24 protein-coding genes are annotated in these 25,739 nt (G+C 62.1%); 15 read left to right on the forward strand and 9 right to left on the reverse strand.

The window, feature by feature from the left end; genetic code table 11:
• Positions 1-99 precede the first annotated feature (99 nt).
• From HX817_RS08870 to HX817_RS08880, 3 genes are read right to left on the reverse strand one after another with little or no spacing between them, the layout of a single operon-like run.
• Positions 100-504, reverse strand: coding sequence for a DNA polymerase III subunit chi (locus tag HX817_RS08870; protein WP_087695166.1), 405 nt, complete (start codon positions 502-504; stop codon positions 100-102).
• A gap of 7 nt (positions 505-511) precedes the next feature.
• A complete protein-coding gene (locus tag HX817_RS08875) occupies positions 512-940 on the reverse strand; it encodes a DNA polymerase III subunit chi (protein WP_102605183.1) in 429 nt (142 codons plus the stop codon).
• Positions 941-991: 51 nt separating this feature from the next.
• A complete protein-coding gene (locus HX817_RS08880; RefSeq protein ID WP_003210444.1) occupies positions 992-2,482 on the reverse strand; it encodes a leucyl aminopeptidase in 1,491 nt (496 codons plus the stop codon).
• Positions 2,483-2,764: 282 nt separating this feature from the next.
• Between HX817_RS08880 and lptF the strand changes: the two genes are divergently transcribed.
• The 10 genes from lptF to tadA all read left to right on the forward strand — a co-directional run bounded on the left by lptF (position 2,765) and on the right by tadA (position 13,238).
• The gene (gene lptF / locus HX817_RS08885) at positions 2,765-3,883 is read left to right on the forward strand and encodes an LPS export ABC transporter permease LptF (protein ID WP_134325780.1); all 1,119 of its coding nucleotides are present in this window, start codon (positions 2,765-2,767) and stop codon (positions 3,881-3,883) included.
• Complete coding sequence (gene lptG, locus HX817_RS08890; RefSeq protein WP_003210440.1) at positions 3,876-4,955, forward strand: LPS export ABC transporter permease LptG; 1,080 nt, start codon at positions 3,876-3,878, stop codon at positions 4,953-4,955. The genes lptF and lptG overlap by 8 nt, the downstream gene beginning before the upstream one ends.
• 152 nt (positions 4,956-5,107) lie before the next feature.
• Positions 5,108-6,907, forward strand: coding sequence for a translation elongation factor 4 (lepA, locus tag HX817_RS08895; RefSeq protein ID WP_003210439.1), 1,800 nt, complete (start codon positions 5,108-5,110; stop codon positions 6,905-6,907).
• 5 nt (positions 6,908-6,912) lie between these two features.
• The gene (gene lepB / locus HX817_RS08900) at positions 6,913-7,767 is read left to right on the forward strand and encodes a signal peptidase I (RefSeq protein ID WP_003210437.1); all 855 of its coding nucleotides are present in this window, start codon (positions 6,913-6,915) and stop codon (positions 7,765-7,767) included.
• A 147-nt stretch (positions 7,768-7,914) separates the two neighbouring features.
• Positions 7,915-8,604, forward strand: a complete 690-nt coding sequence (rnc, locus tag HX817_RS08905; RefSeq protein ID WP_003210434.1) for a ribonuclease III — start codon at positions 7,915-7,917, stop codon at positions 8,602-8,604.
• Positions 8,597-9,499: a GTPase Era gene (era, locus tag HX817_RS08910; protein ID WP_003210432.1), complete on the forward strand. Its 903-nt coding sequence runs from the start codon at positions 8,597-8,599 to the stop codon at positions 9,497-9,499. The genes rnc and era overlap by 8 nt, the downstream gene beginning before the upstream one ends.
• Before the next feature lie 164 nt (positions 9,500-9,663).
• Positions 9,664-10,353, forward strand: coding sequence for a DNA repair protein RecO (gene recO / locus HX817_RS08915; RefSeq protein WP_003210428.1), 690 nt, complete (start codon positions 9,664-9,666; stop codon positions 10,351-10,353).
• A 52-nt stretch (positions 10,354-10,405) separates the two neighbouring features.
• A complete protein-coding gene (pdxJ, locus tag HX817_RS08920) occupies positions 10,406-11,149 on the forward strand; it encodes a pyridoxine 5'-phosphate synthase (protein ID WP_003210427.1) in 744 nt (247 codons plus the stop codon).
• Positions 11,150-11,367: 218 nt separating this feature from the next.
• Positions 11,368-12,747: a multicopper oxidase family protein gene (locus HX817_RS08925; protein WP_087695164.1), complete on the forward strand. Its 1,380-nt coding sequence runs from the start codon at positions 11,368-11,370 to the stop codon at positions 12,745-12,747.
• On the forward strand, positions 12,747-13,238 hold the full coding sequence (tadA, locus tag HX817_RS08930; RefSeq protein ID WP_003210422.1) for a tRNA adenosine(34) deaminase TadA: 492 nt from the start codon (positions 12,747-12,749) through the stop codon (positions 13,236-13,238). The genes HX817_RS08925 and tadA overlap by 1 nt, the downstream gene beginning before the upstream one ends.
• A gap of 138 nt (positions 13,239-13,376) precedes the next feature.
• On the opposite strand, the gene cmoB is transcribed toward tadA, so the two are convergent.
• The 6 genes from cmoB to HX817_RS08960 form a co-directional block, all read right to left on the reverse strand.
• Complete coding sequence (cmoB, locus tag HX817_RS08935; protein WP_177040122.1) at positions 13,377-14,333, reverse strand: tRNA 5-methoxyuridine(34)/uridine 5-oxyacetic acid(34) synthase CmoB; 957 nt, start codon at positions 14,331-14,333, stop codon at positions 13,377-13,379.
• Entirely contained in the window at positions 14,330-15,073 is a 744-nt protein-coding gene (gene cmoA, locus HX817_RS08940) for a carboxy-S-adenosyl-L-methionine synthase CmoA (RefSeq protein ID WP_003210418.1), read from the reverse strand. Before cmoA ends, cmoB begins: the two co-directional genes overlap by 4 nt.
• Before the next feature lie 136 nt (positions 15,074-15,209).
• On the reverse strand, positions 15,210-15,854 hold the full coding sequence (locus HX817_RS08945; RefSeq protein ID WP_102605186.1) for a lysoplasmalogenase: 645 nt from the start codon (positions 15,852-15,854) through the stop codon (positions 15,210-15,212).
• Between the two features lies 1 nt (position 15,855).
• Positions 15,856-16,248: a protease inhibitor I42 family protein gene (locus HX817_RS08950; protein ID WP_003210413.1), complete on the reverse strand. Its 393-nt coding sequence runs from the start codon at positions 16,246-16,248 to the stop codon at positions 15,856-15,858.
• 199 nt (positions 16,249-16,447) lie between these two features.
• Entirely contained in the window at positions 16,448-18,868 is a 2,421-nt protein-coding gene (gene lon, locus HX817_RS08955) for an endopeptidase La (RefSeq protein WP_003210412.1), read from the reverse strand.
• 222 nt (positions 18,869-19,090) lie between these two features.
• Complete coding sequence (locus HX817_RS08960; RefSeq protein WP_003210410.1) at positions 19,091-20,080, reverse strand: GntR family transcriptional regulator; 990 nt, start codon at positions 20,078-20,080, stop codon at positions 19,091-19,093.
• Between the two features lie 336 nt (positions 20,081-20,416).
• Here HX817_RS08960 and HX817_RS08965 point away from each other — a divergent pair, with 336 nt between their 5' ends.
• From HX817_RS08965 to HX817_RS08985, 5 genes are all read left to right on the forward strand, one after another.
• Positions 20,417-21,760 (forward strand): amidase, encoded by a 1,344-nt coding sequence (locus HX817_RS08965; RefSeq protein ID WP_177040123.1) that lies wholly within the window; start codon positions 20,417-20,419, stop codon positions 21,758-21,760.
• 11 nt (positions 21,761-21,771) lie between these two features.
• Positions 21,772-22,650, forward strand: coding sequence for a polysaccharide deacetylase (locus HX817_RS08970; RefSeq protein WP_003210406.1), 879 nt, complete (start codon positions 21,772-21,774; stop codon positions 22,648-22,650).
• 42 nt (positions 22,651-22,692) lie between these two features.
• A complete protein-coding gene (locus tag HX817_RS08975; protein WP_003210404.1) occupies positions 22,693-24,033 on the forward strand; it encodes an MFS transporter in 1,341 nt (446 codons plus the stop codon).
• A gap of 12 nt (positions 24,034-24,045) precedes the next feature.
• On the forward strand, positions 24,046-24,807 hold the full coding sequence (locus tag HX817_RS08980) for an SDR family NAD(P)-dependent oxidoreductase (protein ID WP_017476085.1): 762 nt from the start codon (positions 24,046-24,048) through the stop codon (positions 24,805-24,807).
• A 176-nt stretch (positions 24,808-24,983) separates the two neighbouring features.
• Positions 24,984-25,733, forward strand: coding sequence for an SDR family NAD(P)-dependent oxidoreductase (locus HX817_RS08985; RefSeq protein ID WP_177020385.1), 750 nt, complete (start codon positions 24,984-24,986; stop codon positions 25,731-25,733).
• Positions 25,734-25,739 lie beyond the last annotated feature (6 nt).

Here is a 25,739-nt window from a genome sequence, read left to right on the forward strand (position 1 = left end):
CGCGAAAAACCTGAGGGCGGCGCGTTCATTCAGGATGTACGCGTTATCGTTCACGCCCTTCGCGAGCAAGCCCGCTCCCACAGGGGATATGTGTCAGCCTTAGTTCTGGTACTGGCTCAACAACCGCTCCATGCGCGCATCCAGCCGGCGCTTGATCTCGGTTTCGATATGCGGGGCAAAATCGTCGATCACGTCTTGCATGATCAGTTGCGCGGCGGCGCGCAGTTCGTTGTCCAGGTGCAGCAGCAGGGCGTCGGGGGCTTTTTCGGCGGCAGGTACGGCAACAGCCGCAGCCGGCGCAGCTTGCACCGCGGGCGTTTCGACAGGTTCCGGCGTAACCGGCTTGCCACCCACCATATCGAACAGCAGGGGAATTTGTACGTCACCGTTGACCGCATCGGTCAGCAGCGGCGGTTGCAGGTCATCATCACCGAGCAGCTTGCGGATCGACTCAAGGTCGTCCAGCAGGTGGTCAGGGTCTTTTAGCGGGTTTGGAGTGTCCATCGTGTGCTCAAAGTCGTTGTAGCCGGTGATCTTGCAGAGAATAGCCCTGTTCGCGGTAGAAACGGAAACTCTCCCGCGCGGCCTGACGAATAGCCGGGTCTTCCACCACCACTTCCGCCACGCGGGCGAAACCCTTGGCGAAGGCCGGTACTTTCAGGTCAAGGTTGACCAGCAGGTCTGTGTGATCGCCGCAGCTGTCGCCCAAACCCAGTACTACCAGGCCTTCCGGTTCTGATTCGGCGGGACCGTGGGGCACGAAGCTTTCGCCCTTGAAGCGCCACAGGCGGGCGTCGAGGTCATCACGCTGGGCGGCATCGCTGCAGTGCAGGTAGATGCGGTGGCCCATGCGCCAGGCTTTTTCGGTGAGCTTGCAGGCAAAGTCCAGGCGCGCGGAAGGATCGGCGCTGGGCAATATATAGAAGTCGACTTGGGTCATTGCGGTTCCTGAGCCCCGGGCGGCTTTACAAGCGCCCGGGGATCTTCATTTTCAGGCTTTGGCGCGGTCCAGCAGGTACTGGGTCAGCAATGGAACCGGACGGCCAGTGGCGCCCTTGTCCTTGCCGCCGCTGGTCCAGGCGGTGCCGGCGATGTCCAGGTGGGCCCAGTTGAAGTTCTTGGCGAAACGCGACAGGAAGCACGCCGCAGTGATGGTGCCGGCTTTCGGGCCACCAATGTTGGCGATGTCGGCAAACGGGCTGTCCAGCTGTTCCTGATACTCATCGAACAGCGGCAGTTGCCAGGCGCGGTCGTCGGCAGCCTGGCCGGCGCTGAGCAGTTGGCCGATCAGTTCGTCGCTGTTGCCCAGCAGGCCCGACGTGTGGGCGCCCAGGGCAACTACGCAGGCACCGGTCAGGGTGGCGATGTCGATCACGGCTTGCGGCTTGAAGCGCTCGGCGTAGGTCAGGGCGTCGCACAGCACCAGGCGGCCTTCGGCGTCGGTGTTGAGGATTTCCACGGTCTGGCCGCTGAGGGTGGTGACGATATCGCCCGGACGGGTCGCGCCGCCGCTCGGCATGTTCTCGGCGCAGGCCAGGATGCACACCAGGTTGATCGGCAGCTTGAGTTCCAGCACGGCACGCAGGGTGCCGAACACGCTGGCGGCGCCGCCCATGTCGTACTTCATCTCGTCCATGCCCAGGCCCGGCTTGAGGCTGATGCCGCCGGTGTCGAAGGTGATGCCTTTGCCGACCAGGGCAAATGGCTTCTCGGACTTCTTGCCGCCGTTGTATTGCATCACGATCAGGCGTGGCGGCTGGTCGCTGCCCTGGCCCACGGCATAGAACGAGCCCATGCCCAGTTCCTTGATCTTCTTCTCATCCAGGACTTCGACTTTCAGGCCCTTGAATTCCTTGCCCAGCGCCTTGGCTTGCTCGCCCAGGTAGGTTGGGTGGCAGATGTTCGGTGGCAGGTTGCCCAGGTCACGGGTGAACGCCATGCCGCCGGCGATGGCCTGGGCGTGGGTCACGGCGCGTTCGACTTCAGCCTGGGCCGCCTTGATGGTCAGCAGGGTGACTTTCTTCAGGGCGCGGGGTTCGGCCTTGGTGCTCTTGAACTGGTCGAAGACGTAGCCGCCGTCCAGCAGGCTTTCGGCCAGCAGGCGGGTCTTGCCGTAGCTGTCGCGGCCCTTGACCACGACTTCGTCCAGCGCCAGGGCCGCGTCGGTGCCGCCCAGGCCCTTGAGGGTGTTGAGGATGCCGGCGATGATCTTGCGGAACGGACGGTCGCCCAGTTCGGCGTCTTTACCAACGCCCACCAGCAATACACGGTCGGCTTTAAGGTTAGGCAGGCTTTGCAGCAGCAGGCTTTGGCCAACCTTGCCGGCCAGGTCACCGCGCTTGAGGACTGCGCTGATGGCGCCGCCGCTCAGTTCGTCCAGTTGCTTGGCGGCAACGCCCAGCTTGCGGCCTTCGCCGACAGCGACCACGAGGGTGGCGGTTTTCAACGTTTCGGGGCTAACGCTTTTTACAACCAGTTCCATTTTCGGGTCCCTTATAAAGGTCAGTGAGCCAGGAGTCTGTACTCCGGCTTGTAAGCTTGGCAGCCTGTAGGCCGCCCGCGACAAAGGCCGCAGTTTGAACCTCGCCGCCCGAGCCTGACAACCCTTGCGGGCAGCTTTGTGCACGCGTATGAGCAAGCTCCGTGACAGGTGCGGTCAATCACAGGATAATGCGCCATCTTTTTAGCCGGCCTGCAGCAATGGGTCGACTCGATATGCTTGCTTGTTTGGCCGCCTTAGCCTGACAACCCTGGAGTGTCTGGTTTGATCGTCTTCCGTTATCTATCCCGCGAAGTCCTGTTGACCCTGAGTGCCGTGAGTGCGGTATTGCTGGTCATCATCATGAGTGGTCGCTTCGTCAAATACCTCGCCCAGGCTGCCTCGGGTGCCCTGGATCCGGGTTCGCTGTTCCTGATCATGGGCTTTCGCCTGCCGGGCTTCCTGCAGTTGATCCTGCCATTGGGCCTGTTTCTCGGGATTCTGCTGGCCTACGGCCGCTTGTACCTTGAAAGCGAAATGACCGTGTTGTCGGCCACCGGCATGAGCCAGCAACGTTTGCTGGCCATGACCATGGTTCCGGCCACCGGTATCGCGCTGGTGGTGGCCTGGCTGAGCTTGAGCCTGGCACCCCAGGGTGCCCTGCAGTTCCAGCTGGTGCTGAACAAACAGGACGCCATGACCGAATTCGACACCCTGGAGCCGGGCCGCTTCCAAGCGCTCAACGATGGCACCCGGGTGACCTATACCGAGCAAATGACGGATGACCGTGCCAACCTGGGAGGGGTGTTCATCTCCCAGAAAAACCTCGGCCAGAACCAGAAAGACCGTGGTATTTCGATTCTGGTGGCCGACAAGGGGCGCCAGGAAGTGCGTCCGGATGGCAGCCGTTACCTGATCCTGGAAGATGGCTATCGCTATGACGGCAGCCCCGGTCAGGCCGATTACCGCGCAATCAAGTACGACACCTATGGCGTGATGCTGGCCCGGCCGGATGTCAGCGATGAGGTCACCGACCGCGACGCGATCCCGACCCCAGACCTGATCGGCAGCAAGGAACTGCGTTCGATCGCCGAGCTGCAATGGCGGATTTCCCTGCCGCTGCTGGTGTTTATCGTGACCTTGATGGCCGTGCCGCTGTCCCGGGTCAACCCGCGCCAGGGCCGCTTCCTCAAGCTGCTGCCGGCCATCCTGCTTTATATGGCTTACCTGACCATCCTGATTTCCGCCCGCGGCTCCCTGGAGAAGGGCAAGCTGCCGCCGGCCCTTGGGTTGTGGTGGGTCCACGGGGTCTTCCTGGCCATTGGCCTGGGGCTGCTTTATTGGGAACCGATGCGGTTGAAGATGCGGAGTCGTCGCAGCGTGAAGGAGATGGCCCGTGGTTAAGCTCGACCGCTACATTGGTAGCAGCGTCCTGGTCGCAATCCTTGCGGTATTGGGCATTATTCTAGGGCTGGCCTCGTTGTTCGCCTTCATTGATGAAGTCGGCAACGTCAGCGATACCTACACCGTTACCGACGTCCTGAGCTACGTGGCGCTGACGGCGCCCCGTCGCCTGTACGACATGATGCCGATGGCTGCGCTGATCGGCTGCCTGATCGGCCTGGGCAGCCTGGCCAGCAACAGCGAGCTGACCATCATGCGCGCGGCGGGTGTTTCCATCGGTCGCATCGTGTGGGCGGTCATGAAGCCCATGCTGTTGCTGATGGTGGTCAGCGTGCTGATCGGTGAATACGTGGCGCCTCCAGCCGAGTCCACGGCCCAGGCCAATCGTGCCCTGGCCCAGGGTTCGGGCGATGCCCAGAGCTCCAAGCATGGCCTGTGGCACCGCCAGGGTGAGGAGTTTATCCACATCAACGCCGTGCAGCCGGGTGGTTTGCTGGTGGGTGTCACCCGCTACCACTTCGACAAGGAACGTCACCTGCTGTCGTCGAGCTTCGCCAAACGTGCACAGTACGCCGACGAAAAGTGGCAACTGAGCGATGTGACCACCACCTATTTCCGTGATATCGGCAAGGGTGCGGCATCGACCACCGAAGTGATCAATGTGCCGACGGAGCAGTGGGATATTTCCCTCAAGCCCGAATTGCTGAATACCGTGGTGATGATCCCGGAAAGCCTGCCTATCTCCGGCCTGTGGGGGTATATCCATTACCTCAAGGACCAGGGCTTGAACAACGGCCGTTACTGGCTGGCGTTTTGGGTCAAGGTGTTGCAGCCGGTGGTGACGGCCGCGCTGGTGCTGATGGCGATCTCGTTCATCTTTGGCCCGTTGCGTTCCGTGACCCTCGGCCAGCGCGTGTTTACCGGCGTACTGGTGGGTTTCACCTTCCGTATCGCCCAGGACCTGCTGGGGCCGTCCAGCCTGGTATTCGGTTTCTCGCCGCTGTTTGCGGTGCTGGTGCCGACCGCCATCTGCGCCGTGGCCGGCTTCTGGCTGTTGCGTCGGGCCGGTTGAGCCCGCGCTTATGAACAAAAAATGCCCCGTTCGAACGACCGGGGCATTTTTGTTCTTGGTCGCCATGGATGACGTCTGGTCTGCGCATCAGGTACAATTCCCGGCTATTTTTCAGCGGGCAGTCTGCCTGCAGCCTTTTTGAGTGTTGATCCGTGAGTGATTTGAGTCATATCCGCAATTTCTCCATCATCGCCCACATTGACCATGGCAAGTCGACGCTGGCCGATCGATTCATCCAGATGTGCGGCGGCCTTGCCGAGCGTGAAATGGAAGCCCAGGTGCTGGACTCCATGGACCTCGAGCGCGAGCGCGGGATCACCATCAAGGCCCACAGCGTAACCCTGTACTACACCGCCAAAGACGGTATCAAGTACCAGCTCAACTTCATTGACACCCCGGGTCACGTCGACTTCACCTATGAAGTCAGCCGTTCCCTGGCGGCCTGCGAAGGTGCGTTGCTGGTAGTGGATGCGGGCCAGGGCGTTGAAGCCCAGTCCGTGGCCAACTGCTATACCGCCATCGAGCAAGGCCTGGAGGTGATGCCGGTGCTGAACAAGATCGACCTGCCACAGGCCGATCCGGACCGCGTCAAGGAAGAGATTGAGAAGATCATCGGCATTGACGCCACCGACGCCGTCGAGTGCAGCGCCAAGACCGGCCTGGGCGTCGACGAGGTGCTCGAGCGCCTGGTCAAGACCATTCCAGCCCCCACCGGCAACTACGAAGATCCGCTGCAAGCGTTGATCATCGACTCCTGGTTCGACAACTACCTGGGTGTTGTTTCCCTGGTACGCGTACGCCACGGCCGTGTGAAGAAGGGCGACAAGATCCTGGTCAAGTCCACCGGCAAGATCCACCTGGTGGACAGCGTCGGTGTATTCAACCCGAAGCACACGGCTACCACTGATCTGAAAGCCGGCGAAGTAGGCTTCATCATCGCCGGTATCAAGGACATCCACGGTGCACCGGTAGGTGACACCCTGACCTTGAGCTCCACCCCTGACGTCGACGTGCTGCCGGGCTTCAAACGCATCCAGCCGCAGGTTTACGCCGGCCTGTTCCCGGTCAGCTCCGATGACTTCGAGGACTTCCGCGAAGCCCTGCAGAAGCTGACCCTCAACGACTCGTCGTTGCAGTACACCCCGGAAAGCTCCGACGCCCTGGGCTTCGGCTTCCGCTGCGGGTTCCTGGGCATGCTGCACATGGAAATCATCCAGGAGCGCCTCGAGCGCGAATACGACCTGGACCTGATCACCACCGCGCCGACGGTTATTTTTGAACTGGCGCTGAAAACCGGTGAAACGATTTACGTCGACAACCCGTCCAAGCTTCCGGATCTGTCTTCCATCGAAGACATGCGCGAACCGATCGTGCGGGCCAATATTCTTGTGCCGCAAGAGCATCTGGGCAACGTCATTACCCTGTGTATCGAAAAGCGTGGCGTACAACACGACATGCTGTTCCTCGGTACCCAGGTGCAAGTGACCTACGATTTGCCGATGAACGAAGTGGTCCTGGACTTCTTCGACCGTCTCAAATCCACCAGCCGCGGCTATGCTTCGCTGGATTACCATTTTGACCGTTACCAATCAGCTAATCTGGTGAAGCTGGATGTACTGATCAACGGCGACAAGGTGGATGCCCTGGCGCTGATCGTGCACAAGGACAACGCGCACTACAAAGGTCGCCAGTTGACCGAAAAGATGAAAGAACTGATTCCGCGCCAGATGTTCGACGTCGCGATCCAGGCCGCCATCGGCGGGCAGATCATTGCACGGACTTCCGTCAAGGCACTCAGAAAGAACGTACTGGCCAAATGCTATGGCGGCGACGTCAGCCGTAAGCGCAAGCTGCTCGAGAAGCAAAAGGCCGGTAAAAAACGCATGAAGCAAGTGGGTAACGTGGAAATTCCACAAGAAGCCTTCCTTGCGGTGCTCAGGTTGGATAGTTAGGTCCTATGTCACTAAATTTCCCGCTGTTGCTGGTCATCGCCGTTGCCGTTTGCGGTCTATTGGCGTTGCTCGATCTGGTGTTCTTCGCCCCGCGTCGCCGGGCAGCCATCGCGTCCTATCAGGGCAGCGTCAGCCAGCCCGATGTGGCGGTGATCGAGAAACTGAACAAAGAGCCGATGCTGGTTGAATACGGCAAGTCGTTCTTCCCGGTGTTGTTCATCGTGCTGGTGCTGCGTTCGTTCCTGGTGGAACCGTTTCAGATCCCTTCGGGCTCGATGAAACCTACCCTGGACGTGGGCGACTTCATCCTGGTGAACAAGTTTTCCTACGGGATCCGCTTGCCGGTGATCGACAAGAAAGTGATCGAGATCGGTGACCCGCAGCGCGGCGATGTGATGGTGTTTCGCTACCCAAGCGACCCGAACGTCAACTACATCAAGCGTGTAGTGGGCCTGCCGGGCGACGTGATTCGCTACACCAGTGACAAGCGCCTGTTCGTCAACGGCGAGTCGGTGGCAGAAAAACTGATCGGTTCCGAGCCGAACACCCTGGGCAGCGCCGAGCTGTACCAGGAAAAACTCGGGGCGGTAGAGCACGAAATCCGCAAGGAGATGAGCCGCTACCGTTCGCCGCCTGACAACCAGTGGACAGTGCCTGCCGGGCACTACTTCATGATGGGCGACAACCGCGACAACTCCAACGACAGCCGCTACTGGGATGACCCGAATATTCCCAAGGACCTGCTGGGCATGGTCCCCGACCAGAATATCGTCGGCAAGGCCTTCGCGGTCTGGATGAGTTGGCCGGAACCCAAGCTCAGCCACCTGCCGAACTTCTCGCGGGTCGGGCTGATCAAGTAATCCATGCGGCGCTGTGAACACAGCGCCGAATGCTTTTCTGGGGCTTGGACAAAACCAGGCTCCATGCAGCAACCACCAGGATTTGAATTTGAACACAGCGTTAATCGTCGCAGGCCACCGGTGCCTCGAACTGAATGTGGGTAAACCGTGAGCGTTTCTCTAAGCCGTCTCGAGCGCCAGCTCGGCTACACCTTCAAGGATCAGGAATTGATGATCCTTGCCCTCACACACCGCAGTTTTGCCGGGCGTAACAACGAGCGCCTGGAATTCCTCGGTGATGCCATCCTCAATTTCGTCGCCGGCGAAGCCCTGTTCAATCGCTTCCCGCTGGCCCGCGAAGGCCAGTTGTCGCGCTTGCGTGCGCGCCTGGTGAAAGGCGAGACCCTGGCTGTACTGGCCCGTGGTTTCGACCTGGGTGATTACCTGCGCCTGGGCTCCGGCGAGCTGAAGAGCGGCGGTTTCCGTCGCGAGTCGATCCTGGCCGACGCCCTTGAGGCACTGATCGGCGCGATCTACCTCGACGCGGGCATGGAAGCGGCCAAGGAGCGCGTCGTCGCCTGGCTGTCGACCGAAATCGAAAGCCTGACGCTGGTAGACACCAACAAAGATCCAAAGACCCGCCTGCAGGAATTCCTGCAGTCCCGTGGTTGCGACCTGCCGCGTTACGAAGTGGTGGATATCCAGGGTGAGCCGCATTGCCGAGTCTTCTTCGTCGAATGCGAAATCACCTTACTGAATGAAAAAAGCCGAGGTCAGGGTGTGAGCCGTCGTATTGCCGAACAGGTAGCGGCCGCTGCAGCACTGATTGCCCTGGGCGTGGAGAATGGCCATGACTGATTCAACCGCAACTCGCTGTGGCTATGTTGCCATCGTCGGCCGTCCGAACGTGGGCAAGTCCACGTTGCTGAACCACATCCTGGGACAGAAGCTGGCGATCACCTCGCGCAAGCCCCAGACCACCCGCCACAACATGCTGGGCATCAAGACCGAAGGCGCCGTACAGGCTGTCTACGTTGATACCCCGGGCATGCACAAAGGCGGCGAAAAGGCCCTCAACCGCTACATGAACAAAACCGCTTCGGCCGCGTTGAAAGACGTCGACGTGGTGATCTTCGTGGTCGACCGTACCAAGTGGACCGACGAAGACCAGATGGTTCTGGAGCGCGTGCAGTACGTCACCGGCCCGTTGATCGTCGCGTTGAACAAGACCGACCGCATCGAAGACAAGGCCGAGCTGATGCCGCACCTGAGCTGGCTGCAGGAACAACTGCCGAACGCCCAGATCATGCCGATCTCGGCCCAGCACGGGCACAACCTCGAAGCCCTGGAACGTGTGATTGCTGGCTACCTGCCGGAGAACGAACACTTCTTCCCGGAAGACCAGATCACCGACCGCAGCAGCCGTTTCCTCGCCGCCGAACTGGTACGCGAGAAAATCATGCGCCAGATGGGTGCCGAGCTGCCGTACCAGATCACCGTCGAAATCGAAGAGTTCAAGCAGCAGGGCAAGACCCTGCATATCCACGCGTTGATCCTCGTCGAGCGTGACGGCCAGAAGAAAATCATCATTGGCGACAAGGGCGAGCGCATCAAGCGCATCGGCACCGAAGCGCGCAAGGACATGGAATTGCTGTTTGATTCCAAGATCATGCTCAACCTGTGGGTGAAGGTTAAGGGTGGTTGGTCCGATGATGAGCGCGCGTTGCGTTCGTTGGGTTACGGCGACCTGTAACAGGTCTCCGGAACACCGCAGGACAAATGTGGGAGCGGGCTTGCTCGCGAATGCAGTGGATCAGTCACTAGATGTGTTGACTGACACCCCGCATTCGCGAGCAAGCCCGCTCCCACATTGGATAGTCGTTGTTTTCCAGACCGTGTTCCCGCAGCGAGAACCCCATGTCTCAAACTCCACCCACCGGCCAACCCGCCTACGTCTTGCACAGCCGCGCCTACCGCGAGACCAGCGCCCTGGTGGACTTCCTCACGCCCCAAGGCCGCCTGCGCGCGGTCTTGCGCAGTGCACGCGGCAAGGCCGGCACCCTGGCGCGGCCCTTCGTGGCCCTGGAAGTGGAGTTTCGTGGACGCGGCGAGCTGAAGAACGTCGGCCGCATGGAAGCTGCCGGCGCCTCCAACTGGCTCAACGGTGAGGCGCTGTTCAGCGGCCTCTACCTCAACGAATTGCTGATCCGCCTGCTCCCCGCCGAAGACCCGCACCCCGGCGTCTTCGATCATTATGCCGCCACCTTGCTCGCCCTCGCCGAAGGCCGTCCCCTGGAGCCGCTGCTGCGCGCATTCGAATGGCGCCTGCTGGATGACTTGGGCTACGGCTTCGAACTGAGCAACGACCTGCACGGCGAGCCCATCGCCGCCGACGGCATGTATCGCCTGCAAGTGGACGCAGGCCTGGAGCGGGTCTACCTGCTGCAACCCGGCCTGTTCCAGGGCACCGAATTGCTCGCCATGAGCGAAGCCGACTGGACCGCCCCCGGCGCCCTGTCCGCCGCCAAGCGCCTGATGCGCCAAGCCCTGGCCGTGCATCTGGGCGGTCGACCGCTGGTCAGCCGCGAGTTGTTTCGAAAGCCCTGACATCCCCGTGTATGCTGTGCAGCGATTCCTTCCCTCTTCAGGAGCGCTTTTCGTGACCACCAGCAATCGCATTCTTCTCGGCGTGAACATCGACCACGTAGCCACCCTGCGCCAGGCCCGGGGCACCCGTTACCCGGACCCGGTCAAGGCCGCGCTGGACGCCGAAGAAGCGGGCGCCGACGGCATCACCGTGCACCTGCGCGAAGACCGCCGCCACATCCAGGAGCGCGACGTGCTGCTGCTCAAGGACGTGCTGCAAACCCGTATGAACTTCGAAATGGGCGTCACCGAGGAAATGATGGCGTTCGCCGAGCGCATTCGCCCGGCGCATATCTGCCTGGTGCCGGAAACCCGCCAGGAACTGACCACCGAAGGCGGCCTCGATGTGGCTGGCCAGGAAGCGCGGATCAAGGCTGCCGTGGAGCGCCTGTCGAAGATCGGCAGTGAAGTCTCGCTGTTCATTGATGCCGATGAGCGCCAGATCGAAGCTTCGCGCCGTGTCGGTGCCCCGGCCATCGAACTGCACACGGGCCGTTATGCCGACGCGACCACGCCGACCGAAGTTGCCGACGAATTACAGCGCATCATCGACGGCGTCAACTGCGGCCTGGGCGAAGGCCTGATCGTCAACGCCGGCCACGGCCTGCACTACCATAACGTCGAAGCCGTGGCTGCGATCAAGGGCATCAACGAGCTGAACATCGGCCATGCACTGGTGGCTCATGCGCTGTTCGTCGGCTTCAAAGGCGCCGTCGCCGAGATGAAAGCCTTGATTCTGGCCGCCGCCAAACATTAAAAGAGCGCTGAAGATCCAATGTGGGAGCGGGCTTGCTCGCGAAGGCGGTGGGTCTGTTACTCATGCATCGTCTGACACGCCGCTTTCGCGAGCAAGCCCGCTCCCACACAAGCCCGCTCCCACATGTGGCAATGCGAACCCTTACTGTTTAGGTGATGCCGGTGTATGGTATCTGCCCTTTGCGGGTCTCGGACCCGCGGCAGATACGTGAGGTTGTTGTGTCCCAATCGTTTTCCCGTCGACAAATCCTGGGTGGTCTTGCCGGTCTCGCGGTGGTGGGCGTCGGTGCCGGTGGCGCCTATCGCTACTGGCTCGGGAAGGTGGCCGAGGCCGAGGCGGGGCACGATTACGAGCTGATCGCCGCGCCGCTGGACGTGGAGCTGGTGCCGGGGCACAAGACCCAGGCCTGGGCCTTCGGCCCTTCGGCGCCGGGCACCGAGTTGCGAGTGCGCCAGGGTGAATGGCTGCGGGTACGCTTTATCAACCACCTGCCGGTCGCCACCACCATCCACTGGCATGGCATACGCTTGCCGCTGGAAATGGACGGCGTGCCGTATGTCTCGCAATTGCCGGTACTGCCGGGCGAATACTTCGACTACAAATTCCGCGTGCCCGATGCCGGCAGCTATTGGTATCACCCCCACGTGAACAGCAGCGAAGAACTGGGCCGTGGCCTGGTGGGCCCGCTGATCATCGAGGAGCGCGAACCCACCGGTTTCAAGCACGAACGCACCCTGAGCCTGAAAAGCTGGCACGTGGACGAAGAGGGCGCTTTTGTCGCCTTCAGCATTCCCCGCGAAGCGGCCCGGGGCGGCACCGCCGGACGCCTGTCGACCATCAATGGCGTGTCCCAGGCGGTGATTGATTTGCCGGCCGGGCAGATCACCCGTGTGCGCCTGCTCAACCTCGATAACACCCTGACCTATCGCATCAACATCCCCGACGTTGAAGCGCAGATCTATGCCCTGGACGGCAACCCCATCGAACCGCGCCCGCTGGGCAAGGAATACTGGCTCGGCCCTGGCATGCGCATCTGCCTGGCGATCAAGGCGCCGCCCGCCGGTGAAGAGTTGTCGATCCGCAACGGCCCGGTACGCCTGGGCACCTTCCGCTCGGTGGCCAGCACCGACACGGCGACCGAATGGCCGCCTGCGTTGCCGGCGAACCCGATTGCCGAGCCGGACCTGGCCAATGCCGAGAAACTCAACTTCAATTTCGAATGGGTTGGATCGGTCTCGGTGAACGTGGACAATAAGCCACCGAGCCTGTGGCAGATCAACGGCCAGGCCTGGGACATCACCGACAAGACCTGCGCCGACCGCCCGATTGCCAAGCTTGCAAAGGGCAAGAGTTACATTTTCGAACTGAAGAACATGACCCAGTACCAACACCCGATCCACCTGCACGGCATGAGTTTCAAGGTCATCGCCTCGAACCGCCACAAGGTGATTCCGTACTTCACCGACACCTACCTGCTGGGCAAGAACGAGCGTGCCCGCGTGGCGCTGGTGGCGGATAACCCGGGTGTCTGGATGTTCCACTGCCATGTGATCGACCACATGGAAACCGGCCTGATGGCCGCCATCGAGGTGGCGTGATGCGTCAGTTTCGCCCCACGGCGATTATCGACCGCAGCCGCGACCAGGACTTCATGCGTGAAGCGCTGGCCCTGGCTGCCCAGGGTGCCGCGCTGGGCGAAGTGCCGGTGGGCGCGGTGCTGGTGCAGGATGGCGAAGTGATCGGGCGCGGCTTCAACTGCCCCATCAGCGGCAACGACCCCAGTGCGCATGCCGAGATGGTCGCGATTCGGGCCGCTGCTCAGGCTGTCAGTAATTATCGACTGCCGGGCAGTACGCTCTACGTCACGCTGGAGCCGTGCAGCATGTGCGCCGGGCTGATCGTGCATTCACGGATTGCCCGGGTGGTGTACGGCGCGCTGGAGCCGAAAGCCGGGATTGTGCAAAGCCAGGGGCAGTTTTTTACCCAGGGTTTTCTCAACCATCGGGTGCTGTATGAGGGCGGGGTGTTGGCCGAGGAGTGCGGGACGGTGTTGAGCGAGTTCTTCAAGGCGCGAAGAGCCAAAGGCTGACGCGATACCCTGTGGCGAGGGAGCTTGCTCCCGCTGGGCTGCGTAGCGGCCCCAAAATCTGGGGAGCGCTGCGCACTCCAGCGGGAGCAAGCTCCCTCGCCACAACAGCAGTCTTATTTCTTCAACACAACAGCAGTCTTATTTCTTCGCGACAATCACCGCCCGCATCGGCGCCGGCAGCCCTTCGATGGTCTTGCTGTGATCTTCTGGGTCCAGGAAGTCGCTGAGGGACTGATACTTCATCCACGCCGTGCCGCGCTGTTCCTCGACCGTGGTCACGCTCACGTCCACACAGTGCACCTCACTGAAGCCCGCACGCCGCAGCCACAGCATCAGCGCCGGCACCGACGGTAGGAACCAAACGTTGCGCATCTGCGCGTAGCGGTCTTCCGGCACCAGCACTTGCTGCTGATCGCCTTCAACCACCAGCGTCTCCAGCACCAGCTCCCCACCCTTGACCAGGCAATCCTTCAGCGCCAGCAAATGCTCGATGGGCGAGCGGCGATGGTAGAACACGCCCATGGAAAATACCGTGTCGAAGCCTTCCATGTTCGACGGCAGGTCTTCAAACGGGAACGGCAGGTGCCAGGCCTTGGGCGTCGGCAGATAACGCTGCACCGCCTGGAACTGGCAGAAGAACAACCAGTTCGGGTCGACGCCAATCACACTGTCGGCGCCGGCGCCGAGCATGCGCCACATGTAATAGCCGTTGCCGCAACCCACATCGAGGATGCGTTTGCCCTTGAGGTCCAGGTGCGGCGCGACCCGTGACCACTTCCAGTCCGAGCGCCATTCGGTGTCCACGTGCACGCCGAACAGATCGAACGGCCCCTTGCGCCACGGGCAAAGGCCCATCAGCGCAGTACGCATTTGCGCACGGGTGTCGTCGTCGCAATCGGTATCCAGCACCAGGCCGTTCAGCAGGTCGATTTCACTGGGCATGATCTTCGGCAGCGCATCCAGCGCGCTCTGCCAGCGTTCCAGGTCGCCATGGCCTTTTTCCATCTTCGCATCGAGTTGCGCTTGCAGGCCCTGGGCCCATACGGCCAGGGGAGTGCCGACCAGGTGGCGGGCGAGGGGAGAAAGATCAATCATGGCAAGGCAATCAACGAGGCAAAGTTAAGACACTGGAACCACGGCACGACTTTCGAGAACCCGGCCGCCAGCAGGCGTTCGCGGTGTTCTTCGAGGCTGTCGGGCTTCATGACGTTTTCGATGGCGCTGCGCTTCTGGGCGATTTCCAGTTCGCTGTAGCCGTTGGCACGCTTGAAGGCGATGTGCAAATCGGTGAGCAGCGCATGTTCTTCCGGGTCATTGAAGCGCAGCTTTTCCGAAAGGATCAGCGCGCCGCCCGGCAGCAGCGATTGGCGAATGCGCGAGAGCAACGCCTGGCGTTGTTCGGGGGCGATAAATTGCAGGGTGAAGTTCAGCGCCACTACCGAAGCCGGCTGGAATTGCAGGGCGAGGATATCGCCCTCGATCACCTCCACCGGCAGCAACTCCTGGAACATCGAGTCCTGGCCGTTGAGGTATTCGCGGCAACGCTCGACCATCGCCGCCGAGTTATCCACCGCGATCACCCGGCAACCGTCGGTGCGCACGTGACGGCGCAGGGCCTGGGTCACCGCGCCGAGGGATGAACCGAGGTCGTAGAGCACACTATTGGGCTGGGCAAACTGCGCCGCGAGTACGCCGAGGTTCTCGACGATGGTCGGGTAGCCGGGCACCGAGCGCTTGATCATGTCCGGGAAAACCCGCACCACGTCTTCGTTGAAGGCGAAGTCCGGCACCTGGGGCAGGGGCTGGGCGAATAGGCGATCGGGTTCTTTGCTCACGGCTGTTCCGGCGACGAAGGGGGAAAGCCGGGCATTTTAGCGTAGGAGCTGGCTTGCCGGCGATGTTCGTTAACGATGACGCGGACTTTCTGGATGAACGCGGCAACTGTGGGTTTTTTCGCTGGCAAGCCAGCTCCTACAGGTTGACGGTTTTTTTCTGAGGAAAGGAAGAGGCCGTAATGCCCCACTGCCCCAGCCAGTAGCTGACAATCAGCAAATACGGCGCCGCTTCAAACGCCACCACAAACCGATTGATCCCGATCAGCGTGTCGGAGAACACGAACGATGCCGCACCTGCCGCCGCCAGGTACGCCGATCGCTTGGGCACTTCGCTGCCCAAGCGCGCCAACGCTCGCCACAGCATCGCGCTGATCACCAGCGCATACACCACCACCGGCACCAGCAATGGGCCCAGGCCATGGGAAATCAGAATGCTCAGCAAGATCGCGCCCACCACCAGCGCCAGTACCAGCGGCAAAATCGCCGGGCGGCGGCAGTCGCTCAAGTAGGCTTTCAGGTACGCCAGGTGTGCGAACAAAAACGCACCGAGGCCGAAGATGAACAGGTCGCCGGGCCAGGCCAGCAGCACGTCGCCCACCAGGGAAAAAATCAGCCCCAGGCTGATCCAGCGTCGATAGTCAGTGGGCGGCGCATCATGCAGCCAGCCCAGCAGCGCCAGTACCGGCAATGGCTTTACCAACAGGCAGAGCAGGGTGGCGTGGGTGCTCAGGCCGTAGATAAAGGTTACCGCCCCCATCAACGCAAGGATCATCCATGGCATATCAGTTCACCGTAATGGCGCAGTCGAAGGTTTCGGCCGGTTCAGCTTCCGGCTCCCAGGGTTGTTGTGAGGTGAGGCGCAAACGGCCCTGGCCGGCGTTGAAGGCCTGGAAGCGCCAGGTGGATTGGCCGCCACTGCCGACCACGCCGGTGTCGTCGGTGTTGCTGTAGACCTCGGGGCTCAGGCTGCGCAGCACGCCGCCGGCCGAGTCCTGGATGGCCCAGCGGTAACCGGTGGTGGGATTGCTGGGCAGGGTCAGGATCAGGTTTTGCCCGGTCTTGAGTTGCAGCGGGCAGGCGCTCTGTTTTTCCACGGTGACGTTTTGCTTCGGCGCACTGGCGCAGGCGGCGAGCAGGCAAAGGCTCAGGGGGAGAAGCAGACGGGCAGCGGTCATGGGGGCTCCGTTGTTTGGCGACGAAGGGCGAGCATAACCGAAGATGAGACAAGGTGTGACAGATGGCGTTGTGTTGGCTGCACCGGCCTCTTCGCGAGCAAGCCCGCTCCCACATTCGACCGCATTCCAAAGCATGGACTCGGTCAAGTGTGGGAGCGGGCTTGCTCGCGAAGAGGCCAGCTCAGGCGCTACATAACTATCAGAACAACACCTTCGCCACATCCGCAAAGCGCTTGGCAAAGTGCACCGTCATCCCTTCCTTCAGGTACTCCGGCAGCTCTTCAAAGCTCCCCCGGTTAGGCTCCGGCAAGATCAACTCGTGAATCTTCTGGCGCCGCGCCGCAATCACCTTCTCGCGCACCCCGCCAATCGGCAGCACATGCCCGGTCAGCGTCAGTTCACCGGTCATGGCCACGCCTTTTTTCGGCGGCTGGTTACGCGCCAGCGACAGCAGCGCACTGGCCATGGTCACGCCCGCGCTCGGGCCGTCTTTCGGCGTGGCGCCTTCCGGCACGTGCAGGTGCACGAAGGCTTCATCGAAGAACTTCGGGTCACCGCCAAACGACTTCAGGTTCGAGCTGATGTAGCTGTAGGCAATCTCGGCCGATTCCTTCATCACTTCACCCAGTTGCCCGGTGAGCTTGAAGCCACGGTTCAGCGTGTGGATGCGCGTCGCCTCGATCGGCAGGGTCGCGCCGCCCATGCTGGTCCAGGCCAGGCCGGTGATCACACCGGTGCCCGACAGCACTTGCTCGTTACGGAACACCGGCATGCCCAGGGAGGCTTCCAGGTCCTTGTTGCCGATCTTGATCACCGAGTCCGGCTCATCCAGCAGCTTGACCACCGCCTTGCGCACCAGTTTGCCCAGCTGTTTCTCCAGCTGGCGCACCCCGGCTTCGCGAGCGTAACCATCGATCAGGGCGCGCAGGGCGCCGTCGCTGATGGACAGGCTGTTTTTCGACACGCCGGCTTTTTCCAGCTGCTTTGGCCACAGGTGACGCTTGGCAATCGCGACCTTTTCTTCGGTGATGTAGCCCGACAGGCGAATCACTTCCATGCGGTCCAGCAACGGGCCGGGGATCGAATCCAGGGTGTTGGCGGTGCACACGAACAGCACTTTGGACAGGTCCAGGCGCAGGTCCAGGTAGTGGTCGAGGAATTCGACGTTCTGTTCCGGGTCGAGGGTTTCGAGCAGGGCCGAGGCCGGGTCGCCCTGGTAGCTCTGGCCCATCTTGTCGATCTCGTCGAGCATGATCACCGGGTTCATCACTTCCACATCTTTGAGGGCTTGCACCAACTTGCCCGGCATCGCACCGATGTAGGTGCGGCGATGGCCCTTGATCTCGGCCTCGTCACGCATGCCGCCGACGCTGAAGCGGTAGAACGGCCGGCCGAGGGATTCGGCAATCGATTTGCCGACACTGGTCTTGCCCACGCCCGGCGGGCCCACCAGCAACACGATGGAGCCGGCGACTTCGCCCTTATAGGCGCCCACGGCGAGGAACTCGAGGATGCGACTCTTGATGTCATCCAGGCCGGCGTGGTGTTTGTCGAGTACCTTGCGGGCGTGCTTGAGGTCGAGTTTGTCCTCGCCATACACGCCCCACGGCACCGAGGTGGCCCAGTCCAGGTAGTTGCGGGTGACCGCGTACTCCGGCGAACCGGTTTCCAGGATCGACAGCTTGTTCATTTCTTCGCTGATGCGTTTCTGCGCCTGGGTCGGCAGGACCTTGTCCACCAGGCGTTGTTCGAATTGCTCGACGTCGGCGCTGCGATCGTCCTTGGTCAGCCCCAGCTCTTGCTGGATGACCTTGAGTTGTTCCTTGAGGAAGAACTCGCGCTGGTGTTCGCCGATCTTGCGGTTCACTTCGGCGGAGATTTCTTTTTGCAGGCGCGCGACTTCGACTTCCTTGCGCAGCATCGGCAGGACTTTTTCCATGCGCTTGAGCATGGGCACGCAGTCCAGCACTTGCTGCAGTTCAGTGCCGGTGGCCGAGGTGAGGGCGGCGGCGAAGTCGGTCAGCGGCGACGGGTCGTTGGGGCTGAAGCGGTTGAGGTAGTTCTTCAGTTCTTCGCTGTACAGCGGGTTGAGCGGCAGCAGTTCCTTGATCGCATTGATCAGCGCCATGCCGTAGGCCTTGACCTCGTCGGTCGGCTGGGTCGGCTGGTGCGGGTATTCGACTTCCACCAGGTACGGTGGGCGGTGGTGCTTGAGCCAGGTCTTGATCCGCACGCGGGTCAGGCCCTGGGCGACGAATTGCAGCTTGCCGTTTTCGCGGCTGGCGTGGTGCACCTTCACCAGGGTGCCGTACAGCGGCAGGCTGGAGGTGTCGAAGTGGCGCGGATCTTCGGGCGGGGTTTCCATGAAGAACAGGGCAAGGGAGTGGTGGTCGGACTTGCTCACCAGCTCCAGGGTTTCGGCCCACGGCTCTTCATTGACGATCACCGGCAACACTTGCGCCGGGAAGAAAGGCCGATTGTGGATCGGGATGATGTAGACCTTGTCGGGCAGGTTTTGCCCTGGGAGGGCCAAGCCAGTGTTTGCGGAAGTGTGTTCAGCGTTTTCCGGGTCGGCGTAGTCGTTGAGGTCGATGTCCGGGAATTCTTGCTGGTCGCTCATGGGGCACCTGCATAGGGAAGTATGCAAGTTAGATGGGGCGGGTCGGCAGTGGTTTCAATGGGGGGGGTGAGATAGCAACATATTGCACAATATTTTCAAAAGCACCGCTGAACAAATGTGGGAGCGGGCTTGCTCGCGAAGGCGGTCTGTCAGTCGATGCATCTGTGACTGATGCGCCGCCTTCGCGAGCAAGCCCGCTCCCACATTTTCGATTGCATTTCGTCAGCTGAGTTTGTGCAGGTAGGCCGGTAAAGGTTGTTCGGGCAGCACCGACAGCACTTTCAAGCGCTGCAACATGCGCTGCCGGGCCCGTTGCAGGTGCTCGCGCAGGTTCAGTGCGGCGGCGTCGAAGGCGCCATGCAGCAACAGCTCAAGGATCAGCCGGTGCTCGGCCAGCATCGCCGGATCGGCACCGATGCCCAGCAGCCGGTAGAAAATCCGGCTGATGATCATCGGGCTCTGCCCCTGGCGGATCAGCGCGGCGATCTTGCGATTTTGCAGGCCCGCGAGGCAGTGCTGGTGCAGGTCTTCCTCGATCTGCTCGATCTCTTCCAGGCTGCAATGGGCGCTGTTTTGCGCATCGAGCACGCGCTGCAACATGGCGTGCAGCAGGTCGCGGTCGAGGTTCGGCGCGCTCTGGCGCAGGGCTTCGGGCTCCAGGCAGGCGCGCAGTTCGTAGTCTTCGGTGACTTCCCGGGCAGTCAGTGGCCCGGCCAGCCATTGGGAATAGGGTTCCTTTTCCACCAGGCCACGGTCCCGCAGGCGCATCAGCGCTTCACGCACCACCGCGCGGCTGACGTTGTAGTGCTCGGCGGCGGCCTGTTCATCGAGGCGATAATGCCCGAAGGCGATACAGGTCGAGAGCGCCGCGCCGATTTCCTCGACGATGCGCTCCCCCAGTGGCCGGGTGTCCACCAATTCATCTTCACCGTTGAGGCCCAGGTGCGCATGGCTCAGGGGCAGGCGCAGCGGCTCCATGTCCAGGCCGTCGGGGTTGATCAGGTAACCCCGGCCATCGAAGCGGCAGATCAACCCTTCGTCATGCAACAGGTTCAGGGCTTTGCGCACCGGCACCCGGCTGGTGCCGAACAATTCGGCCAGCGGCGCTTCCAGCAACACCAGGCCATGGCGGGCGGTGCCGTGGGTGATGGCGTCGCGCAGAACCTGGTGAATCATCGCGTAACGGGAAGCCGAGGCTGACACTGCTTTCATCGGGCTCTCTGGAGCAAACGGGTCGGTGGCCGGGGATTCTCTCATAGTTGCGCCTGTCACTCTGCGCCACGTCGGTGGCACTTTTTTGGGGCCTTCAGAGGGTTGATGTTACTTTTCTGCACCAAAATGTATTTATTAATAAAAGATACATTATTTCATTCCTGGCGAGCCTTAAACACCAGCCGATATTTCTTTTAATGCCTGAAACCCATCTAGCCCGTGGATCTGCTCCAAAGTGCCAGGTGTGGCAACCGAGCTGTCCACAAGACTGGCACGAAAGCTGCCTTTGTAAAATGTACATTTTATTAATATGTACATTTTTTAAAGGTCGTTCCCATGTCAGACGCCACTTCAATGGCCGAGGATTTCGCCAGCGGTCGCAGCGACCCGGTGCAGGTCCTGGAACAGGCACTTGCCCACGCGAGCATGGCCCCCGGCGTGTTCATCTCCCTGACCGCCGAGCGCGCCCGCCGTGAGGCCGAAGCGTCGGCCGCCCGTTGGCGTGCCGGCCAGCCGTTGAGCGTGTTCGACGGGGTGCCACTGGCCTGGAAAGATCTGTTCGATGTGGCCGGCAGCATTACCACGGCGGGCGCGGCCTATCGCCGTAATGCGCCGGCCGCCTTGCTGGACGCGCCAAGTGTGGGCCTGTTGTGCCGCGCCGGAATGGTCAGCGTCGGCAAGACCAACCTCAGCGAACTGGCCTATTCCGGCCTGGGCCTGAACCCGCATTTCGGCACGCCGCACAACCCGGCCAGCGTCGATCAACCGCGGATTCCCGGCGGCTCGTCGTCGGGCTCGGCGGTCGCCGTGGCAGCCGGCATCGTGCCGATCGCCATGGGTACCGACACCGCCGGCTCCATCCGTATTCCGGCTGCGCTGAATGGCGTGGTCGGTTATCGCAGCAGTTGCCGACGCTACAGCCGCGACGGCGTTTTTCCGCTGGCTCACACCCTCGACAGCCTCGGCCCGCTGACCCGCAGCGTGCGCGATGCACTGGCCATCGACGACCTGCTCAATGGTCGCGACCAGCGCCCACCACGCCCGCCCCGCAGCCTCAATGGCCAGCGGTTCTGGGTCGAGCAAAGTGTGCTGGAAGACGCACGGGTTGAACCTGCGGTGCGCGATAACCTGCAACGTTGTGTGGACCGATTGAAGGCAGATGGCGCGCTGATTGACGTGCGCCCCTCGAAGACCTTCCAGGCCACCCTCGACCTGATCCTGCACCAGGGCTGGCTCGGCGCCTTCGAAGCCTTCGCCCTCCACGAAGCCCTGCTCGACAGCCCTGATGCCGAGCAACTCGACCCCCGCGTTCGCCGTCGCCTTGAAGCGGCCCGCACACTGCCGGCCAGCCAACTGCTGGCGCTGTACGACGCCCGTCGCCGCCTGCAACAGCAGCTTGTCGACGAACTCGACGGCGCGATCCTCATCACCCCCACCGTGGCCCATGTGGCCCCGGCCCTGGCGCCGTTGGAAGTCGACTTTGAACTGTTCGTCAGCACCAACCTCGCCACCCTGCGCCTGACCATGCCCGGCAGCCTGCTGGACATGCCCGGCGTCAGCCTGCCCAGCGGCCGTGATGCCCTGGGCCTGCCCACCGGCCTGTTGCTCAGCGCCCCCAGCGGCGAAGACGCGCGCCTGCTTCGGGCCGCGCTGTCAGTAGAAACCGCACTCACTTTTTAAGGAGACACATCATGGCTAAAGACATCCTCTGTGCATTTGGCGTCGACGTCGACGCGGTCGCCGGCTGGCTCGGTTCCTATGGCGGCGAAGATTCCCCGGACGACATTTCCCGCGGCCTGTTCGCCGGTGAAATCGGTGCGCCACGCCTGCTCAAATTGTTCGAGCGCTACGGCCTGCGCACCACCTGGTTTATTCCCGGCCACTCGATGGAAACCTTCCCCGAGCAGATGAAGGCGGTGGCCGACGCCGGTCACGAAATCGGTGTGCACGGCTACAGCCACGAAAACCCGATTGCGATGACGGCCGAGCAGGAAGAAATCGTCCTCGACAAGTCCATCGAGCTGATCACCCAGGTCACCGGCAAACGCCCCACCGGCTACGTCGCGCCGTGGTGGGAATTCAGCAAGGTCACCAACGAACTGCTGCTGAAAAAAGGCATCAAGTACGACCACAGCCTGATGCACAACGACTTCCACCCGTACTACGTGCGCAAGGGCGACACCTGGACCAAGATCGACTACAGCCAGCACCCCGACACCTGGATGAAACCTCTGGTGCGCGGCGAAGAAACCGACCTGGTGGAGATCCCGGCCAACTGGTACCTAGACGACCTGCCGCCGATGATGTTCATCAAGAAAGCCCCGAACAGCCATGGCTTCGTCAACCCGCGTCACCTCGAAGAAATGTGGCGCGACCAGTTCGACTGGGTCTACCGCGAGCACGAACACGCGGTGTTCACCATGACTATCCACCCCGACGTGTCCGGCCGCCCGCAAGTGCTGCTGATGCTTGAGCGGCTGATCGAACACATCCAGAGCCATGCCGGCGTGCGCTTCGTCACTTTCGACGAAATCGCCGACGACTTTATCCGCCGCCAACCGCGTACCTGACACCCGTACCTAAACCCTGGCCAACCTCCCGAGGCGCGATTCATGTCTATCTACAACAAGCTTGATCTGACTGGCTGGAAACCCCGGCAACTGACGCCCAAGGAAGTGCGTTTCGCCACCTGGATCGCGTTTTTCGCCTGGGTGTTTGCGGTGTATGACTTCATCCTTTTCGGCACCTTGCTGCCGGAAATCGGGCGGCACTTTAATTGGGGTGAAGTGGAGCAGGCGGAGATTGCGACATGGGTGGCGGTAGGCACCGCCGTGGTCGCGCTGGCCATCGGTCCGATCGTGGACAAACTGGGTCGGCGCAAAGGGATTATTTTCACCGTGGCCGGTTCGGCGATCTGCTCGGCGCTCACCGCCATTGGTGGTGCGTGGGGCAAGTCGTCGCTGATCCTGATCCGTTCGCTGGGCGGCCTGGGGTATGCCGAGGAAACCGTCAACGCGACTTACTTGAGCGAACTGTACGCGGCTTCCGATGATCCAAAACTGGCCAAGCGTCGCGGCTTTATCTACAGCCTGGTGCAGGGCGGCTGGCCGGTGGGCGCGTTGATCGCGGCGGGTTTGACCGCGCTGTTGCTGCCGGTGATTGGCTGGCAGGGGTGCTTCGTGTTTGCGGCGATCCCGGCGATTGTGATCGCGGTCATGGCGCGCAAGCTCAAGGAAAGCCCGCAGTTCCAGATTCACCAGCGCATCAGCGAGCTGCGTAAAAGCGGCGCGGTGAAAGAGGCGCAAAACGTCGCTGTGACCTACGGCGTGGACTATGACGAACACAGCAAGGCCGGCCTCAAGGCCGCATTCCGTGGCCCGGCCCGCCGTGCAACCCTGGTGATCGGTGCGGCGCTGCTGCTCAACTGGGCGGCGATCCAGGTGTTCAGCGTGCTGGGTACGTCGGTGATCGTCAGCGTGCACCACATCTCGTTCGAGAACTCGCTGATCATCCTCGTGCTGTCGAACCTGGTGGGTTACTGCGGCTACCTCAGCCACGGCTGGATGGGCGACAAGATCGGCCGGCGCAATGTCATCGGCCTCGGCTGGATGCTCGGCGGGCTGTCGTTTGCCGGGATGCTGTTTGGCCCGAGCAACATGGCGATGGTGGTGGGGCTGTACAGCCTGGGCCTGTTCTTCCTGATCGGGCCGTACTCGGCGGCGCTGTTTTTCATCAGTGAAAGTTTCCCCACCAGCATCCGGGCTACCGGTGGCGCGATCATCCATGCCATGGGGCCGATTGGTGCGGTGGTTGCCGGGTTCGGCGCGACCCAGGTGTTGTCGGCGGGGAGTGACTGGCAGACCGCTGCGCTGTGGTTTGGCGCAGTGCCGTGCTTCCTCTCCGGTGCGTTGATGTTTGCCGCGCGCCATGTGCGTCCGGAAACCGTCCAGTAAGGAGTTGATTCGATGAGTCGTAAAGTTGCATTGATTACCGGTGCCGCCAGCGGCATCGGCCAGGCCCTCGCGGTGGCGTACGCCCGCAGCGGCGTGGCGGTGGTGGGTGGGTATTACCCGGCCGATCCCCATGACCCGCATCACACGGTTGCGCTGGTGGAAGAAGCCGGCGGTGAATGCCTGATGTTGCCGCTGGACGTGGGCGATACCGCGTCGGTGGATAACCTGGCTGCGCAGGCGGTCCAGCACTTCGGTCGCCTCGATTACGCGGTGGCCAACGCCGGATTGTTACGCCGTGCGCCACTGCTGGAGATGACTGACGCGCTGTGGAACGAGATGCTCAACGTCGACCTGACGGGGGTGATGCGCACCTTCCGCGCGGCGACCCGGCACATGCATGAAGGCGGCGCGCTGGTGGCGATTTCGTCGATTGCCGGTGGCGTGTATGGCTGGCAGGAGCATGCGCACTATGCGGCGGCCAAGGCCGGCGTGCCGGGGTTGTGTCGCTCGCTGGCGGTGGAATTGGCGCCGTTGGGGATTCGTTGCAACGCGGTGATTCCGGGGTTGATCGAGACGCCCCAGTCGCTGGACGCGAAGAACTCCCTCGGGCCGGAAGGGCTGGCGAAAGCCGCGCGGGCGATTCCGCTGGGCCGGGTCGGGCGGGCGGATGAAGTGGCGTCCCTGGTGCGTTTTTTGACCAGTGAGGAATCGAGCTACCTGACCGGGCAGAGCATTGTGATTGATGGTGGCTTGACCGTGCGCTGGCCGGACTAACCCCCAGTTTTAAGCCGGACTCGCTCCAAATGTGGGAGCGGGCTTGCTCGCGAAAGCGGAGTGCCAGCCAATACATGCGGAACTGATCCACCGCATTCGCGAGCAAGTCGAATCGTCGCACCGCCGCTCCCACATTTTTGACCGCGTTCGCCGTTTGATTATTTCAGGAGTTCACCATGCCCCAACTCGCTAACCGCCGTGCTGTGATCACCGGTGCCGGCAGCGGCATCGGCGCCGCCATCGCCCGTGCCTACGCCGTCGAAGGCGCGCGCCTGTTGCTGGCCGACCGCGATGCCGCCACCCTCGCCGAAACCGCCATCACCTGCCGCAACCTCGGCGCCGAAGTCCTCGAGTGCGTGGCCGATGTCGGCACCGTCGACGGCGCCCGGGCCAGCGTCGATGCCTGCGTCACCCACTACGGCGGCATCGACATCCTGGTCAACAACGCCGGCATGCTGACCCAGGCCCGTTGCGTCGACCTGACCCTGGACATGTGGAACGACATGCTGCGCGTCGACCTCACCAGCGTGTTCGTCGCCAGCCAGCGCGCCTTGCCTCACATGATCGCCCAGCGCTGGGGCCGGATCATCAACGTCGCCTCGCAACTGGGGATCAAGGGCGGCGCCGAGTTGACGCACTATGCGGCGGCCAAGGCCGGGGTGATCGGTTTCACTAAATCCCTGGCCCTGGAAGTGGCCAAGGACAACGTACTGGTCAACGCTATCGCACCCGGGCCCATCGAAACGCCATTGGTAGGCGGCATCAGCGACACCTGGAAACGCGCCAAGGCCGCCGAGTTGCCCCTGGGTCGTTTCGGCCTGGCGGACGAAGTCGCGCCGACTGCCGTGCTGCTGGCCAGCGAGCCGGGCGGCAATCTGTTCGTCGGCCAGACCCTTGGCCCGAACTCCGGCGACGTCATGCCATGAGCGGGT

The organism is Pseudomonas sp. C6002 (assembly GCF_013385805.1).
Classification (GTDB): Bacteria; Pseudomonadota; Gammaproteobacteria; order Pseudomonadales; family Pseudomonadaceae; genus Aquipseudomonas.

Excerpts from the sequence above, each read along its gene's own strand:
- HX817_RS08870 (WP_087695166.1), bottom strand. The coding sequence starts at position 504 with ATGGACACTCCAAACCCGCTAAAAGACCCTGACCACCTGCTGGACGAC.
- HX817_RS08875 (WP_102605183.1), bottom strand. The coding sequence starts at position 940 with ATGACCCAAGTCGACTTCTATATATTGCCCAGCGCCGATCCTTCCGCG.
- HX817_RS08880 (WP_003210444.1), bottom strand. The coding sequence starts at position 2,482 with ATGGAACTGGTTGTAAAAAGCGTTAGCCCCGAAACGTTGAAAACCGCC.
- lepB (WP_003210437.1), top strand. The coding sequence starts at position 6,913 with ATGTCACTAAATTTCCCGCTGTTGCTGGTCATCGCCGTTGCCGTTTGC.
- era (WP_003210432.1), top strand. The coding sequence starts at position 8,597 with ATGACTGATTCAACCGCAACTCGCTGTGGCTATGTTGCCATCGTCGGC.
- recO (WP_003210428.1), top strand. The coding sequence starts at position 9,664 with ATGTCTCAAACTCCACCCACCGGCCAACCCGCCTACGTCTTGCACAGC.
- tadA (WP_003210422.1), top strand. The coding sequence starts at position 12,747 with ATGCGTCAGTTTCGCCCCACGGCGATTATCGACCGCAGCCGCGACCAG.
- cmoB (WP_177040122.1), bottom strand. The coding sequence starts at position 14,333 with ATGATTGATCTTTCTCCCCTCGCCCGCCACCTGGTCGGCACTCCCCTG.
- HX817_RS08945 (WP_102605186.1), bottom strand. The coding sequence starts at position 15,854 with ATGCCATGGATGATCCTTGCGTTGATGGGGGCGGTAACCTTTATCTAC.
- HX817_RS08950 (WP_003210413.1), bottom strand. The coding sequence starts at position 16,248 with ATGACCGCTGCCCGTCTGCTTCTCCCCCTGAGCCTTTGCCTGCTCGCC.
- lon (WP_003210412.1), bottom strand. The coding sequence starts at position 18,868 with ATGAGCGACCAGCAAGAATTCCCGGACATCGACCTCAACGACTACGCC.
- HX817_RS08960 (WP_003210410.1), bottom strand. The coding sequence starts at position 20,080 with ATGAAAGCAGTGTCAGCCTCGGCTTCCCGTTACGCGATGATTCACCAG.
- HX817_RS08965 (WP_177040123.1), top strand. The coding sequence starts at position 20,417 with ATGTCAGACGCCACTTCAATGGCCGAGGATTTCGCCAGCGGTCGCAGC.
- HX817_RS08970 (WP_003210406.1), top strand. The coding sequence starts at position 21,772 with ATGGCTAAAGACATCCTCTGTGCATTTGGCGTCGACGTCGACGCGGTC.
- HX817_RS08975 (WP_003210404.1), top strand. The coding sequence starts at position 22,693 with ATGTCTATCTACAACAAGCTTGATCTGACTGGCTGGAAACCCCGGCAA.
- HX817_RS08980 (WP_017476085.1), top strand. The coding sequence starts at position 24,046 with ATGAGTCGTAAAGTTGCATTGATTACCGGTGCCGCCAGCGGCATCGGC.
- HX817_RS08985 (WP_177020385.1), top strand. The coding sequence starts at position 24,984 with ATGCCCCAACTCGCTAACCGCCGTGCTGTGATCACCGGTGCCGGCAGC.